This window comes from Paenibacillus polysaccharolyticus (assembly GCF_023714295.1).
Lineage (GTDB): Bacteria > Bacillota > Bacilli > Paenibacillales > Paenibacillaceae > Paenibacillus > Paenibacillus polysaccharolyticus_A.
Map to the genome: position 1 here is coordinate 1,457,226 of NZ_JAMAUN010000001.1, position 15,509 is coordinate 1,472,734.

General features: G+C 44.4%; 13 protein-coding genes. 8 read left to right on the forward strand and 5 right to left on the reverse strand.

Annotated features, from left to right (window positions below; genetic code table 11):
- The first annotated feature begins 194 nt into the window (after positions 1 to 194).
- Positions 195 to 884 carry a hypothetical protein gene (locus tag M3629_RS06855; RefSeq protein WP_251503420.1) on the forward strand — a complete coding sequence of 230 codons (690 nt, stop codon included), beginning with the start codon at positions 195 to 197 and terminating at the stop codon, positions 882 to 884.
- A 143-nt stretch (positions 885 to 1,027) separates the two neighbouring features.
- On the opposite strand, the gene M3629_RS06860 is transcribed toward M3629_RS06855, so the two are convergent.
- Positions 1,028 to 1,840 (reverse strand): undecaprenyl-diphosphate phosphatase, encoded by an 813-nt coding sequence (locus M3629_RS06860; protein WP_154889202.1) that lies wholly within the window; start codon positions 1,838 to 1,840, stop codon positions 1,028 to 1,030.
- A 299-nt stretch (positions 1,841 to 2,139) separates the two neighbouring features.
- Here M3629_RS06860 and M3629_RS06865 point away from each other — a divergent pair, with 299 nt between their 5' ends.
- Complete coding sequence (locus M3629_RS06865) at positions 2,140 to 3,180, forward strand: ABC transporter substrate-binding protein (protein WP_251503422.1); 1,041 nt, start codon at positions 2,140 to 2,142, stop codon at positions 3,178 to 3,180.
- Positions 3,181 to 3,293: 113 nt separating this feature from the next.
- Here the strand turns inward: M3629_RS06865 and M3629_RS06870 are convergent, their stop codons facing one another.
- Both M3629_RS06870 and M3629_RS06875 read right to left on the reverse strand, forming a co-directional pair.
- A complete protein-coding gene (locus M3629_RS06870) occupies positions 3,294 to 4,208 on the reverse strand; it encodes an AraC family transcriptional regulator (protein ID WP_251503424.1) in 915 nt (304 codons plus the stop codon).
- Between the two features lie 24 nt (positions 4,209 to 4,232).
- Positions 4,233 to 4,655, reverse strand: a complete 423-nt coding sequence (locus M3629_RS06875; protein ID WP_251503426.1) for a MerR family transcriptional regulator — start codon at positions 4,653 to 4,655, stop codon at positions 4,233 to 4,235.
- A gap of 212 nt (positions 4,656 to 4,867) precedes the next feature.
- On the opposite strand from M3629_RS06875, the gene M3629_RS06880 reads away from it, so the two are divergent.
- Positions 4,868 to 5,908 (forward strand): NAD(P)-dependent alcohol dehydrogenase, encoded by a 1,041-nt coding sequence (locus M3629_RS06880; RefSeq protein ID WP_251503429.1) that lies wholly within the window; start codon positions 4,868 to 4,870, stop codon positions 5,906 to 5,908.
- Between the two features lie 197 nt (positions 5,909 to 6,105).
- On the opposite strand, the gene M3629_RS06885 is transcribed toward M3629_RS06880, so the two are convergent.
- Complete coding sequence (locus M3629_RS06885) at positions 6,106 to 7,086, reverse strand: aldo/keto reductase (RefSeq protein WP_251503431.1); 981 nt, start codon at positions 7,084 to 7,086, stop codon at positions 6,106 to 6,108.
- Between the two features lie 467 nt (positions 7,087 to 7,553).
- Between M3629_RS06885 and helD the strand changes: the two genes are divergently transcribed.
- The 5 genes from helD to M3629_RS06910 all read left to right on the forward strand — a co-directional run bounded on the left by helD (position 7,554) and on the right by M3629_RS06910 (position 13,002).
- Positions 7,554 to 9,974 carry an RNA polymerase recycling motor HelD gene (gene helD, locus M3629_RS06890; protein WP_251503433.1) on the forward strand — a complete coding sequence of 807 codons (2,421 nt, stop codon included), beginning with the start codon at positions 7,554 to 7,556 and terminating at the stop codon, positions 9,972 to 9,974.
- A gap of 317 nt (positions 9,975 to 10,291) precedes the next feature.
- On the forward strand, positions 10,292 to 11,041 hold the full coding sequence (locus M3629_RS06895; protein WP_251503435.1) for a gamma-glutamyl-gamma-aminobutyrate hydrolase family protein: 750 nt from the start codon (positions 10,292 to 10,294) through the stop codon (positions 11,039 to 11,041).
- A 334-nt stretch (positions 11,042 to 11,375) separates the two neighbouring features.
- Positions 11,376 to 11,726, forward strand: coding sequence for a DoxX family protein (locus tag M3629_RS06900; RefSeq protein ID WP_251504612.1), 351 nt, complete (start codon positions 11,376 to 11,378; stop codon positions 11,724 to 11,726).
- A 25-nt stretch (positions 11,727 to 11,751) separates the two neighbouring features.
- Positions 11,752 to 12,456 (forward strand): response regulator transcription factor, encoded by a 705-nt coding sequence (locus M3629_RS06905; protein WP_251503436.1) that lies wholly within the window; start codon positions 11,752 to 11,754, stop codon positions 12,454 to 12,456.
- Positions 12,457 to 12,576: 120 nt separating this feature from the next.
- Positions 12,577 to 13,002 (forward strand): MarR family winged helix-turn-helix transcriptional regulator, encoded by a 426-nt coding sequence (locus M3629_RS06910; RefSeq protein WP_251503438.1) that lies wholly within the window; start codon positions 12,577 to 12,579, stop codon positions 13,000 to 13,002.
- A gap of 166 nt (positions 13,003 to 13,168) precedes the next feature.
- Here the strand turns inward: M3629_RS06910 and M3629_RS06915 are convergent, their stop codons facing one another.
- Complete coding sequence (locus tag M3629_RS06915; RefSeq protein WP_251503440.1) at positions 13,169 to 15,490, reverse strand: MMPL family transporter; 2,322 nt, start codon at positions 15,488 to 15,490, stop codon at positions 13,169 to 13,171.
- Positions 15,491 to 15,509 lie beyond the last annotated feature (19 nt).

The window sequence follows — 15,509 nt, forward strand, 5'->3', positions numbered from 1 at the left end:
CTATGGACTATAACAGACGGGACTAACAAGATAGAGGAGTGAGGATAAGAGAGTTAATTAGGAAAGGTTTGATAGGGAAGGTGATTTGAAGCAGTGACCTCCATTGAAGGAAGATAATCTGCTATGGAAGTAGACATAGGAGCGTTCCAATGGTTAACTAGGCTTATAGCAAGAAGGAAGGGAAGGCGGCATCCGTGAATCTATTTTATGTGCAGTCGATTGTAGGCGGAGTCAGTAAAGTGAAAAGTTTTCTGGAGGATAACTACATCGGCATCCCGTGGTCGGAGCTTGGCGATCTGGAGCAGGCGTCATCGGAGGAATTACGTGAACTGTTGGAGCAAACCTATGGAATTATTGCGGATAATTCAGGCGACGTTTTGGAGACGATCCAGCTGTTTGCAGACGCGATGAGTGATGGGGATTATGTTGTGATTAAGGATGAGGATTGGATGTATGTCGGAGACCTCGGCGATTACTATTATGACGACTCCATTGGCACAAGCGAAGACTTAATATGCCACCGCAGGGGTGTAACCTGGCTTGGACGGGTACCGCTGGAGGATATTAATGAACACATGCAAACTTTGCTGCAAGAACCCAATGTTGTTGCCCAATTTAAGTTGCCTGTAAAGCAGGCGAGGCTGGATCAAGCTCTTAGGGAGAATAGCGATACAGCGGGGAGTGTTGGGACAGCATTGAACCAAGAAACTCAGCGGGTAGCACCAGAATTATTCAAAACGTTAACACATGATCACACACTTCCACGAGTTGAGCAATCCACGATTGATAGCGCGCTGCAAGTACTTCAAGAGGCATTGCTGAGCAAAGATGAAGGACTGCGAGTACAAGCGGCTATCGCCATTTTGCAATATGCCAAACCGTAAGCTCAGCATCAAAGTGGAGTGTAGAACTAGTAAGAGTAAAAGCTATAACCGAGCGAATGAGAGGAAACCAGCGGATAAAACGAATTACAAGCACAAAGGGACAACCGCCATGGTTGTCCCTTTGCTGTGTATAGAGATCCTTTTTATAAAAAGATAAGTAACAATGTTCCTGCCGCAAAGCAGTAATATGAAAAATACTTCAGATTGCCACGGGCCATAATGCCCATAAACCATCTCATTGAGAAATAGGTAACGACCAGCGTTGTGATAAACGCGATCAGGTAAGGAATAGCCAGCTGTGCACGGTTAGGATCATGCGCTATATCTGAAGCACCCATAATCACACCGCCGATACTGATCGGGATGTAGAGCATAAAGGAGAACTTTAACGCCGTTTCCTGTTTCATACCGACCGCAATGGACGAAATAACGGTAGCACCCGAACGGCTGATGCCCGGAATAAGTGCAACGGCCTGAGCGAGTCCAACCAGCACAGCATCCTTTGTCTTTAAGTCACCGTCCTGTTTGCGGCCTCGCAGATTACGAATAAGCCAGAGCGCCACACCTGTAATTAACAGGGCAACAGCAACTGTATAGACGGATGAGAAAATTTCTTCAATCTGATCCTTGAAAAATACAGCGATAACAGCAGCCGGAATCGTTCCGATCACGATATATAAGCAAAACATAAAGTCTGCTCGATATTCCGGTTTACGAGTGGTTAAGTAACCCCATCCACCGGTAATCAGCTTCATGATGTCTTCCCGAAAAATAAAAACAATGGCAATTAATGAAGCGGTGTTCGTCAAAATTTCAAACGAAAGGCCATTTTGCTTCAGTCCCATTAGTCGCTGGGCAATAATTAAATGACCGCTGGAGGAGACCGGAATCGGCTCCGTTGCCCCTTGAACGATACCCAAAAAAAAGTACTTTAACCACAGTATAATCTGATCCATCTTGTCCTCCTTGAAACATTTCTCTACATTCTCAAAAATCATGTTCTAAAATCATTCTCTTTGTTAAATCTCTCTATCCACTCTAATGATGATAGCCTTTTAACTTACTAGATGGCAAGTTTGGAATGAAATTGTCAGTAGAAATGGGATGTATATTCTCTTTTTTCACTTAATAGACGAAGTTTGGAATGAATATATTAAACTTGTATTGTAAAAAGGCTAAAGTCGTGATATCGTTGATAACGATTATCAATATCATTTGATTTATGGAATCCAATACATTAAAGGTGGGGTTATTTTTGCGTAGTACAAAAAGAAGTTCAATTTGCATCATGATGGCGCTTGTGTTCATGCTGATCTTGAGTGCATGTGGTCAGTCTGCTTCAAATACAGCTAAAGATGGGGCGGAGAAGACTACTGTATCATCCGATGCGGGAAGCAAAACCAGTAACAATTCAGATAGTACGACAGACACAGGAGCAGGTGCAGAAGATGAGATGGTTTCATTCCAGTCTGATGCCGGTGAAGTGCAAGTGCCGAAAAATCCCAAGCGGATTGTGGATCTGACGGCCTTCTCTACGGGATACTTTGTCGCACTGGATGCTCCAGTGGTGGGAGCAACTACAGGTGCGATGAACAACAAATACATCAAAGAGCAGCTTGCTGCACAAGGAACAGCAGATTTAGGTGATCAGCCGCCAACACCGGAGCAACTGCTGGCTCTGAAACCCGAACTGTTTATTGTCTACACAGGTACAGAAGGCATCGACAAGCTGTCACAGATTGCACCTGTGGTTCAGATTGAGTACGGTAAACGTAACTACAAAGACTTAATGCTGGAGATGGGCAAACTTACAAACAGGGAAGATGCAGCTAAAGCCTGGATAAGCAAGTGGGAAACTCAAATTAACGAATTGAAACCAAAGGTAGAAGCATCTGTAGGTAATCGCACCGTATCGATCCTGAATCCGTATGATAAAGGGTTGTATGTCTTCGGTCATAACTATGGCCGCGGGGGAGAGATTATTTACGGCGAGTTTGGACTTAAAGCCCCAGCCAAGGCTCAGGCAGAAGCGATTGACAGCGGCACAGGCTGGGCTTCTATCTCGGTTGAAGTATTGCCTGATTATGCAGGGGACATTATTTTCACCAGCCCTTGGTCAGGGGACACGAGTGATTCCAAAAAGATATATGAAAATAAGTTATGGAAGAACCTCCCAGCTGTCAAAGCCAATCATGTATTTCAGCTAGATCCATCGTCTGATACTTATAACGATCCGGTATCGTTGGAAGGACAGCTTAAATTTATTACGGATAGCTTACTTTCGGCATCCAAGTAGTTTCGGGCAGGCAGACTGTATTTTAGAGCAAATGGAACGAAGAAAAAAAGAGGCTCTCACCGTTTAGGTGTGAGTCTCTTTGCGTGGAACAGGATCATTTTCTGGAGATGAAATTAGTACGTACTGCCTCTCAAACGTTTAATATCCTCCATTGGGGGACAACCAAACATGCGTGAATACTCACGGCTGAATTGTGACGGGCTCTCGTATCCAACCTGATAAGCAGCCTCTGATGCGTCTACAGCTTGAGACATTAACAGACGACGCGCTTCTTGTAGCCGCAGTTGTTTGATGAACTGAAGCGGGCTCATCGCAGTGACTGCTTTAAAATGTCGATGGAAGGAAGCCTGGCTCATATTCGCCAGCTCTGCCAGTTCTTCAATCCGGACGGGCCGACTAACATGTGTCACCATGTGTTCAATCACGTTACGAATACGGTACGCGTGAGATCCTTCTTGTGCCATCTGCTTCAGTGCACTGCCCTGAGGTCCTTTGAGTACTCTGTACAAAATCTCCTTTTTAAACAATGGAAAGAGCATGAAGATATCCTCCGCATCCCCTTCAAGCAACTGAGCTAATCGGATCACGGCATTCAGCAGCTCTGGAGAAGTTTTGCTCACATACATGGCTCGTCTAGTAATATCGTTTGTATCGTTCGAATTAGGGGAGAGACGGGTATGCTGAATTACCTCCCAAATTTCACTGCCTGTGAATTCAAGCTTTAATGCGAGATAAGGAGCGACAGGCGAAGCCTCTATGACTTGGCCGCTTACAGGCAAATCCATCGTAGCTACAATATAGCTGCCAGGTCCGTACTGGAAACGTTCCTGTCCCAGCAACATTTCCTTTTGACCCTGGACGACGATACAAAAAGAAGCTTCGTTCAACCTGAAAATCGGTTCAGTGATGTCAGATTCACGAATCAGAGAAAGGGAGGGAAGTTCGGTTGAATGGACCCCTTCATTGACCGTGTGCTGATGAATAAGTCTGGCAAGTTCATCTAACTGCTGCTGAAATGGCTTAGACATAGGATGAAATCCTTTCGTTTAACTCTAGGAGCTTGCTGCGTGCTCAGGCTTGAGAGCCAGTGTAGTTTTATGAATGTTCTCCGTTCCAGCTTCGATGGCCTGCTGATAATAACTGCGCTTATGCTCAATAACGGCCATTGTTCTTCGGAGTTCTTCCATTTGAGCCTCAACGCTGGCTTTGCGCTCGGTAAACATGTCGTACCTCTGATGCAAGGTTGCATCACCTTCCGAGCACCAGGCTATGAATTCCCGGATATCCTTGATAGGCATTCCGGTAGCTTTCAGACATTGGATTATTTTCAGAAAATCAATATCGGAGTCCTTGAATTGTCTCGTTCCGGTCGAATTACGTTCGACGAAGGGCATAAGTCCCTCTTTGTCATAATAGCGCAATGTATACACAGTCAGATCCAATTTTCTAGCGACTTCACTAATGGAATATGTCATATCGAGTTTGTTCCTTTCAGTTCTAGATCAGATCGAGATTGAACCTTGTATGGTAGAGGGCTTTCGTTGATGCGAGTGAATTCTATCATGCGGTCCGGAGTGATGTCAAAACGAGTAATTTTTTTAGAAAAAGTAAAGCAAAACATTTGACCTAGAGTTAACTATAGGGCGTAAGATAAAGAGGATTCCAAAATCATAAGGAGGTTATCATATTGATTACAGCTAAAGCCAGAGCCGTGGATGGACCCGATCAAGCCTTCCGTTCCGCAGAAATTAACCGCCGTGATCTGGATACCACGGATGTATTAATTGAGATTAAGTTTGCCGGCATCTGCCACTCGGACATTCATACCGCTCATGGGGAGTGGGGACCCGTTAATTATCCACTCGTACCGGGCCACGAAATTGCCGGGATTGTGACTGAAGTAGGCAGTGGTGTAACGAAATATAAAGTAGGCGACCGCGTAGGCGTTGGATGTATGGTCGACTCTTGCGGCGAATGTGAGAATTGCCGTAAAGGAGAAGAGCAATACTGCCTGAAAGGTAACATTCCAACGTATGCAGGAGTAGACAAATACGGTGAGCCAACCCAAGGCGGTTATTCCACACATATCGTGGTAACCGAGGATTTTGTAGTGCGCATTCCTGACAATATTGAGCTGGATGCTGCCGCACCTCTGCTATGCGCTGGAATTACCACCTATTCTCCACTACATCACTGGGGCGTTGGTCCGGGTAAGAAAGTCGCAGTCGTAGGGATGGGTGGTCTCGGTCATATGGCGGTTAAAATCGCACATGCGATGGGAGCTGAGGTTACGGTTCTTTCTCAGTCCCTGAGCAAAAAGCAAGACGGATTGCAGTTTGGCGCAGATCATTACTACGCAACGAGCGACCCGGAAACATTTGAAAAGCTCGCAGGCTCATTAGACCTGATCATTAATACGGTTAGTGCCAGCATTGATATCAATGCTTATTTCTCCCTGCTCAAGTTGGACGGCACACTCGTTAATGTAGGGGCTCCGCCAGAGCCACTGCCCGTCAATGCATTCTCACTGATCGGACATCGTCGTTCATTCGCCGGTTCCATGATTGGCGGCATACGTGAGACACAAGAAATGCTTGATTTCTGTGCCGAGCATGATATTACACCTAGCATTGAAGTCATTTCGGCAGATCAGATTGATGAAGCTTATAAACGTGTGCTCGCTTCAGATGTAAAATATCGCTTTGTTATTGATACAAGCACAATTTAACATAGCAGAGGGGAAGGGAGTTCAGTTAACGCCTTCGCCTTTGAATAAATAAAACTGATGCATCAGCAAATAGCCCCTATTTCCGCATAAGGAAAGGAGGGGCTATTGTTGTTACGATAACATTCAAAAGACCGTAAACCTTACGACCATATCGTTGACAGATCATAAATATGTTTCTTGTGCTCCATCAATGTTGTTTACTGTGCGCCCACGACAGGATGCGGAATATAAGGCTCTTCCAGAAAAGCGACATCCTCTGAATTAAGCTTCACAGACAGTGCGCCCAAGGCAACATCGAGATGTGAATGTTTGGTTGCGCCGATAATCGGAGCAGTCACGGTCTCTTTCTGTAACAGCCATGCCAGAGCAATATGTGTACGAGGCACATCATACTTCTCGGCAATAGCCGCCACCCGTTCGACAACAATGCGATCCGCGTCACTGGTGGCATTGTACTTTGATTTCTGAATCATATCCGTCTTAGAGCGGTGGGTCGTCACCGACCAATCTCTTGTTAACCTGCCGGAAGCGAGTGGGCTGTATGGTGTAACGCCGATCTTTTCCTCTTTGCAAAGTGGTAGCATCTCCCGTTCCTCTTCGCGGTAAATCAGGTTCAAATGGTTCTGCATGGAAACAAATTTGGTCCAGCCATTTTTCTCCGCTGTATATAACGCTTTCTGGAACTGCCATGCGAACATGGCGGAAGCTCCAATATATCTGGCTTTCCCGGACTTCACCACATCATGGAGTGCTTCCATTGTTTCTTCTATAGGCGTGTTATAGTCCCAGCGATGAATGATATATAGATCCACATAATCCGTTTCGAGGCGTTTGAGACTTTTGTCGATTTCACTTAAAATGGCTTTTCTGGACAACCCGGAGCCGTTGGGGCCTTCATGCATTCGTCCATGAACCTTGGTCGCAATCACGACCTGATCACGGTCTGCGTAGTCTTTCAAAGCCCGTCCCAGATATTCCTCGCTCGTACCAAGAGAGTATATATTGGCTGTATCGAAGAAATTAATACCAAGATCCAGTGCCTTGCGAATCACGGATCGGGAGTCTTCTTCGTTCAGCACCCACTCGTGAACCCATTTACTGGCGTCCCCGAATCCCATACAGCCGAGACAGAAGCGCGAGACATCGAGTCCTGTATTACCAAGTTTAACGTATTCCATCGTAATCACATTTCCTTTCTACTCAAAATTGCCACGTGATCCACATATCTAATAGGATGGCTGTTTTCTGTTCTATTATGTCATGATTCTCTAATGAAACTGTAGTTCATTTCAATCAAAAGTTTGCCTGATCCGATCAAAATGGAAGTAGCACTCTTTTACGTATATAAACGTAGAGCACCTAATCAAATAAAGCCCCTTGGAACAGACCAAAGGGCTTTAAAGAGAGTGGAGCTATCGTTTAAAATATTGAAACTTTGATATGCAGAGGTCTCATGACCGTAAATATAATAAAAAAGATTGAACGCAAAAATACGCTGTGATATAATCATAAGCGCAGTTGATTTCGTTGAATATGTAATTGATGTATCATTATTTCTCCTAAATTAATCATACATCGGATTCTTCGGTTTGTCAACGCGCTTTTTTTCTCCAAAAAAAATGGGCTGAGGAGTGTGGTTAACGATATGACAGAAACGAACGAATGGCAATTGGAAAAAGAAAGATTGGCTTACGTGCGAAATGAACTGCAGGCGAGACTTGCTGAACTTGAACCCCAAGTTGAAGGTCTTGCGGATCAGGCTACGGAAATTCGTAAACGTTTCTGGGAAGAAGTCACGATTAATACGGGTTCATACACGGATTTTGAAGAAGCCTTTTATACCATTAATCAGCAAGCGAGAGTGTTGGCTGAACGAGAACGTGGGCATAAGTTATTAGTACAGCAGTGGAAAAATGTAAATCGTTTGTTGCCTTTACCTTACTTCGGACGTATTGATTTTAAGGAAAAGGGTCTTGGTGTTACGGAGCCAATTTACATTGGGGTGTCTTCTTTTACGGACAAGGAAGGCTTGGATTTTCTCATCTATGATTGGCGTACGCCGATCGCGAGTCTCTATTATGACTATGGCTCCGGTACGGCAGATTATGAGACACCTATGGGGAAAATTGAGGGAACCGTTGAACTGAAACGTCAGTTTCAAATTCAGGATGGTCAGTTGCTGGGCATGTTTGATGCTAGTGAAACCATTGGGGATGCCATGCTCCAGGAAGTGCTCTCCAAAGGTGCGAATTCTCAGATGAAAAGCATTGTAGCAACGATACAAAAGGAACAGAATGCCATTATTCGTGATGATCGCAGCCGAATGCTGATTGTGCAAGGAGCAGCAGGTAGCGGGAAGACATCCGCTGCGCTCCAGCGAGTGGCCTATCTATTATACAAACATCGCCAGACGATCAAGGCAGATCAGATGGTTCTTTTTTCGCCAAATCCGATGTTTGCGAGTTATATCTCGACCGTTTTGCCAGAGCTAGGTGAAGAGAACATTCAACAGACGACGTTTCAGGAATACTTGAATTATTGGCTCGGATCGAGCTTGAGTCCGGAAGATCCGCTTGATCAGATCGAGTATGTACTTACTGCTGGTGCGAAACCAGGTTACACTGCTCGTATGGAAGGCATTCGCTATAAAGCATCTGCGGAATTTCTGAAAGCCTTGAAGAACTATGGGGAATGGCTAGGGCATGAAGGGTTAAACTTTATCGGCATTCGGTTCCGTGAACGTGAGTTTATTACTTCAACTCAAATGAAGGCACAATTTTCAACGTATGACGTCCATCTTCCGTTGCCAAACCGCATATTGTTATTGCAGGAATGGTTGCTGAAACAGCTGGCTGTTCTAGAGCAACAGGAACGACAAGCGGGCTGGGTGGAGGAAGAGTTGAATTATCTCGATACGGACGACTACGCAGACGCGTACGGTAAGCTGCACAAGGAAAAGGCTGTGTTCGAAGTGGCGGAGCAGTATGCGGCAAGAGAGAATGCAAGCAAGCGTGCTGATCTGGATGAAGGTGCTTTCGATTTTGGCGAGAGGGAAGAAGAATTGCTACGGCGAAAAATAGTGGAGCAAACGTTCAAGCCTCTAAGGCAGCGTGTTCGAAAGTTCAAATTCGTCAATGTACAGTCAGCCTATGAACAACTATTTGTAGATTCCGCAGCCTATCAAGAACGTACGAATGGAGCGGCAGTTCCACCTCACTGGGATGAAATCTGTATCCAAACCAAAGATATGTTGCGTCAGAACAAGCTGTTCCATGAAGATGCTACCCCGTATTTATATGTAAAAGAAATCATCGAAGGGGTACGAATCAACACGGATATCAGTCATGTGTTCGTCGACGAAGGTCAGGATTACTCGGCATTTCCATATGAATATCTCAAAAAGCTGTTCCCTCGTGCCCGCATGACGGTACTAGGTGATTTCGGGCAAGCGATCTATATGCAGGCGACAGAACTTGCCGCTACTGATTCGCCATTAATTTCGTTATATGGGGACAAAGAAACGACGCTTATTCGGCTAGTACAGAGCTATCGCTCAACTCGTGAAATTGTTGAATTCACGAAGGCGATGCTACCGGGCGGTGATGAGATTGTTGCTTTTGACAGAAGGGACCAGAAGCCGGCTTTAATCCGGGTGGAGGCAGGAGAGAACGAGCGTGATGAGTTCATTCGATCTGACGTTGAGGCGCTTCAAACAGAGGGTTTTCGTTCGATTGCGATCATAACCAAAACGGCAGCCGAGAGTCACCTTGCATATGAATGTTTGCGAGAGGTCGGTGTAGAGGGACTAAGGCTGATTACGAAAGACACGGAGCAGTTTGAAAAAGGCGTGATGGTCATTCCCGTCTACCTCGCCAAGGGTGTAGAATTCGATGCAGTGCTTGTATATGATGCCTCCGCAGTTCGATATGGGGAAGAATATGACCGCAAGCTTCTTTACACGGCTTGTACTCGCGCGATGCATCGGTTGAATCTATATACGTCGAAGGACTGGTCGCCTTTTTTGCAGGCATTGCCTGAGAACTTGTATGATGTGAAAAATGTATAAGAGCCCCTTTTTCCATAGTATAAATCCTTGACCAACGACGCATTCGGGCTTACATGCGGATGTCTATATGCAATAGTTGATTCAATGAGTTTCGTATTTAATAATGTCATAAGAGCTGCATCTAGCGGCTTTTTTTACGTTGAAATCTATTTTTTCACATGCTAACAAAGCATGTAACAGGTAAGGAAATGCAAGGTTTTGTGCATGTTGTAAAGCGGAAACTCTGATAAAATAAAACAAACTTGAATGTAAATGCCGGTACGATATAAACAACGAATGAAGCGCTGAATCCAATATAAATCAGGAGGTGGCTTGAGATGAACAAACCGATGATAGGGGTACTGCCTTTGTACGATACGGACAAAAAAAGTTACTGGATGCTTCCTCACTATATGAAGGCCATTGAAGATTCAGGGGGTATACCGGTCATGCTGCCATTAACGACAGACGAGGGCATGATCACAGCGCTAGCGCACACCTTTGACGGATTTCTGTTTACTGGTGGCCATGATGTTAATCCGGAACTTTATGATGAGCGGATGCAGAGCGTCTGTGGTGAGTTGTGTATGGAGCGGGATCAGATGGAGGTTATTCTGTTTAAAAAAGTGATTGCAATAGATAAACCTGCCTTCGGCATATGCCGCGGATTACAGCTGTTTAACGTAATATTAGGCGGTACGTTATATCAGGATATTCCTACAGATATGGAAGCAGAGCAGAAGATTGTCCATCAGCAAAAACCCCCATACACCAATCTCGTACATTCCGTACATATTAAAAAAGATAATCTGCTTCATGATATCTTGCAGACGGATCAGATTCAGGTTAACAGCTATCACCATCAGGGCATCAAAACGTTATCCGATCAATTAGTGGCTGTTGCCATTGCGGAGGATGGATTAGTTGAATCTGTCGTCATGCCAGGTTATTCGTTTGTACTCGCTGTTCAGTGGCATCCGGAGTATAGTTATGCCGTGGACGGGTACAGTCAGCAGTTATTTGCAGCTTTCGTCAGAGCATGCAGTTCAGCACGATTTAAGAGCCCTGTGCAAGACATTACGGCTTGATTTTAGTTCGATGGATATGAAAGGTTGAACACAAAAATCACTTTCGAGTATAGCTTAGAGCAAACGCTTGAAAGTGATTCTTATTTTTTATTCGAGATAACGTATGAATGGTTACATTTTAATAAAGTTATACTCCAGGGTTGACATTAGATTAAATTTAAAACAAAATATATGCTATAGCATATAGAATGCCAATGGGATTGATGGTTGTTGTTAAATGTGAGAGCTGTCAGTGCAACTAAATAACCTATTTCATAAGCAGAGTCACAGACCATATACATGGTATAGCATGTAATTGATTTGCGATCTATATGTAATAACGAATGAAAGAAGGATAGCGATGTTCATTTTTATTACGGTTTTACAGGTTCTGTTAGGCCTCTTTTTCCTGGTTACAGGAAGCAAAATTATTTCGGGGAAGATGGCCGATGAATTCAAACGTTTTGGATTGCCTTCATTCTTTAATATTTTGACCGGATCGTTTGAGATTGTTGGAGCTATGGGTATGCTTGCTGGAATATGGGTACCTGGTGTTGCATTTTGGGCAGGTTTGCTACTGGGGGGTACAATGCTTGCTGGAGCCTTTACTTTGATTGTTTTAGCTAAAGATCCCATACAAAAAGCCATTCCTGCCATTGTTCTGTTCGTTCTTAGCTTGATTGTATCAATGTATTATTTCTTCTAAGCGCTGAATAAGGAGGAGACCTAAGATGGGACTACAATCCCAACAGATTTTAATTGTTGAAGACGAGCTGAGAATTCGAAATCTTCTACGCTTGTATTTAGAGAGAGAAGGTTTCGAAGTAGATGAAGCTACCACAGGAGAGATTGGTCTGGAAAAAGCACTTCGTTATGACTATGATCTGTTGATCCTTGATGTCATGTTACCCAGCATGGATGGCTTTTTCGTAACTTCAAGAATACGTCAATATAAGACAACTCCCATCTTAATTTTAACTGCAAAAGATAGTGAAGAGGATGTTATTCAAGGTTTTGAGTCAGGAGCGGATGATTATGTCACCAAACCGTTTAGTCCACGTGAAGTCGTTCATCGTATTAGAAGTGTCGTTCGGAGAAGACAAGCGGGGAATCACGAAAACCTTACTTTTTATCGAAGATTGAAATTGCGTGATTTCATTTTGGAAGACGATCACAAATTGTCTTCTAGGGGGAAAGAGATTCATTTAACTCCTAAAGAATACGAATTGTTATTTTATTTAGCGACGTCACCAGATAAGTTGTTTTCGAGAGAGAATATACTTCAAAATGTATGGAACTATGATTATAGTGTGGATTATCGTACCGTAGACACACACATCAAACGAATTCGGGAAAAGCTGGATGACATTTCGGCGGGTTCCTCCTCTATGATCAAAACGATATGGGGATTAGGATATAAATTTGAAATCGATTAATTAAGCAAGCATCTGTTGAAAATCAGTTTAGCCGCCTCATTCCTTGATGAGTGTCGTTTGTAACATTCGTTCAGATCACCTATAATTGGGTGTAAGAAAATGATGAATGAGGGTACAACAATGGACTTATACAGTGTGACTGGTTTTTTAATTCACCGGACAGATCTCAAGCTTACGAATTATTTTATCAAACAATTGAAACCTTACGAGGTCACACCTGAACAATGGAGTATTATTTCTTATATGGATATCGATAAAGCTACGACTCAAAAAGAGTTGGCAGAGGCTATCGATCGGGATCAAACGACTGTCGTTCGAATGATTCATTCACTAGAGCGTAAAGGAATGGTTCGACGTATCGTTAATGATCAAGATAAACGTTCACACCATTTATATTTGTCTCCCAAAGGAGAAGAAGTGAAACAAAAGTTATTGTTAACGGTCCAAGACGCTCATAACTATGTTACACGAGGGATAGAACCCGAGGAACTCGAAAAATTAAAAACAATATTAGAGAAGCTGTATATGAATGTTCGAGAGGATTAAGTGAATTTAAGATAGAGATTTAATGTGCGAGAGTTGTTTGGGTTAGATAGTATTTGTGTTAGATAATAGGCTTAAAGTAGAAGACCTCCTCATGAACTGAGGAGGTCTTCTACTTTAGGATTTGTTATTGAAAGTACTTTATTGAAGATTCATTGTTAAAGGTCCGTTATGACTTGGAACCCGACTGTGATTTAACTTCGTTTTGGGCATTGAGGGAAGCAATCAGTTTTTCGCCTTCCACATCGAGATTAGGCAGGATGCGATCCAGCCATTTCGGAAGAGACCAAGCTTTATCGCCAAACATCGCCATAATGGCCGGAACCAGAGCCATGCGAATGATAAAAGCATCAACTAAAATACCTACCGCGAGTGTGAAACCGATCTGTTTAATCATGACATCATCCGTAAAGATAAAACCAGCGAATACGGAAACCATGATAACCGCAGCGGCAACAACGACACGACTAACCTGATTATAACCATGTATAACGGATTCCGTTCCACGGTGACCATGAACATAGGATTCGCGCATCGAGCTAACCAAGAATACCTGATAATCCATGGCAAGACCGTAGAGAATCCCGGTTACGATGATAGGCATGAAGCTGAGCAACGGGCCGCCTGTATCGAAACCAAAGAGGGAGTGCAACCAGCCCCATTGGAACACTGCGGTTGTCATACCGAATGTGGCTAGAATGCTAAGCAGGAAACCAATCGTTGCTTTGATCGGAACGATGATTGAACGGAACACAAGCAACAAGATGATCAATGAAAGTAGAATGATGATACCTACATAGATCGGGAAAACCTGAGCCAGCTTGGCGGACATATCAATATTTACGGCGGTAAGTCCGGTTACACCAAGTTTGACGTCATAGGTCTTAGCCATATTAGAGTCTGCTGACCGCAGGTCGTTAACCAACGTCTTAGTCAATTGATCGTTAGGACCTGTCTTGGGAATGAGACTGAAAATAGCCAAATCCTCCGTCATCCCTAAAGGAGAGACTTGAGCCACGTTATGCTGGCCCTGCAACTCCATGGCGAGTCCACCCAGAAGTTCTGGTGTCATTTTGGCAGAGGCATTACGTGGTTCAGCCACCAGGATTAGCGGCCCGTTAAAGCCTTCACCAAAACCTTTCGAAATGGCATCATAGCTCTGTCTTGCATCCGTATCCAGGTTTGCTGAGGAAGCTCCCGGAATGCCCATTTCCATTTTAGTAATCGGAGTAGCAGCAAAACCAAGGACAAGGATAATCGCAATAACGGTCGCCCAGCGATGTTTAATAACGAATTTGACCCATCTGTTGGCCACGCCATGGCTTGACGCTTCTGATGAGTTGGTAGCTTTCGCACGAGCTTTCTTCGAGCAGATTCGTTCACCAACAAGGCCGAGCAAGGCTGGCAGTAAGGTTAATGCAACAAATACGTTGATCAGTACCGTTGCCGCTGCGACGAGTGCCATCGTGGACAAGAAAGTGAGTCCGATGACGAGCATACCGCAGAGGGCAATAATGACGGTTAGGCCGGCAAAAAATACAGCACTGCCTGATGTGCCAATTGCCCGCGCTGTAGCTTCCTGTGCGCTTAGGCGCCCGTCAATAATCATCCGGCGCTGACGATTGACGATGAAAAGTGCATAGTCGATGCCGACAGCCAAACCTACCATCAGAGCCAAAACGGATGTCACACTTGGCATATCAACAAATTTGGAGATCGAGAACGCTCCCCCAACCCCAATAGCGACACCAAGAAGGGCTGTGATCAGTGGCAGGCCTGCTGCAACAACGGAACCAAGGGTAATGAGCAGTACGATTACCGCGATAATCAGCCCTACAATTTCGGCGGAACCAACCCCGATGGATACGGATTTAAGCGTTTCACCAGGCAATACCTTAATCTGTGTGCCTTCTTCAACCTTCATGACCGATTGAATAACAGAATCAAACACATCTTGCGTAATAGCAGACTGTTCAATCGTGAATTGGAACTGAAACAGTGCTGTGCTACCATCCGATGAGATTAACAAACCTGGTACGGGAACGTTGTTCACCATGAATGGTCCGTATGGAGGCGGCGAGGCTGTAGCCGACTGGGCCATGTTCATCGCTTGAGCCGCGTCCGCAGATGCCCCTGAGTTATTCGCTTGCGCAGCTGCATAGTCGGCTGGATTAATCACTTTGTCCAGCCCGTATACTTCGCTGACACCTTTCATAATGGCAGCGGTACGTTCAGGTATATCCAGCCGCTCATTGTCCTGCGCTTTGAACACAACGCTTCCTTGACCGCCGGAGGCGGCAGGCAGTTCTTTTGCAAGCTGATCCAAAACTTTCTGTGATTCTGTTCCTTCAATTTTCATTTCCGAGCTGATGTGTACGCCGTTGATACTGATCATGGAGATGACGATCCCCAGAATGATTACCCAGCCTATGATGAAATATCCGGGCTTGCGAAAAGCGGTTTTTCCTATTTTATATAATAAGGTAGACATTTCTCTTTTTTACACTCCT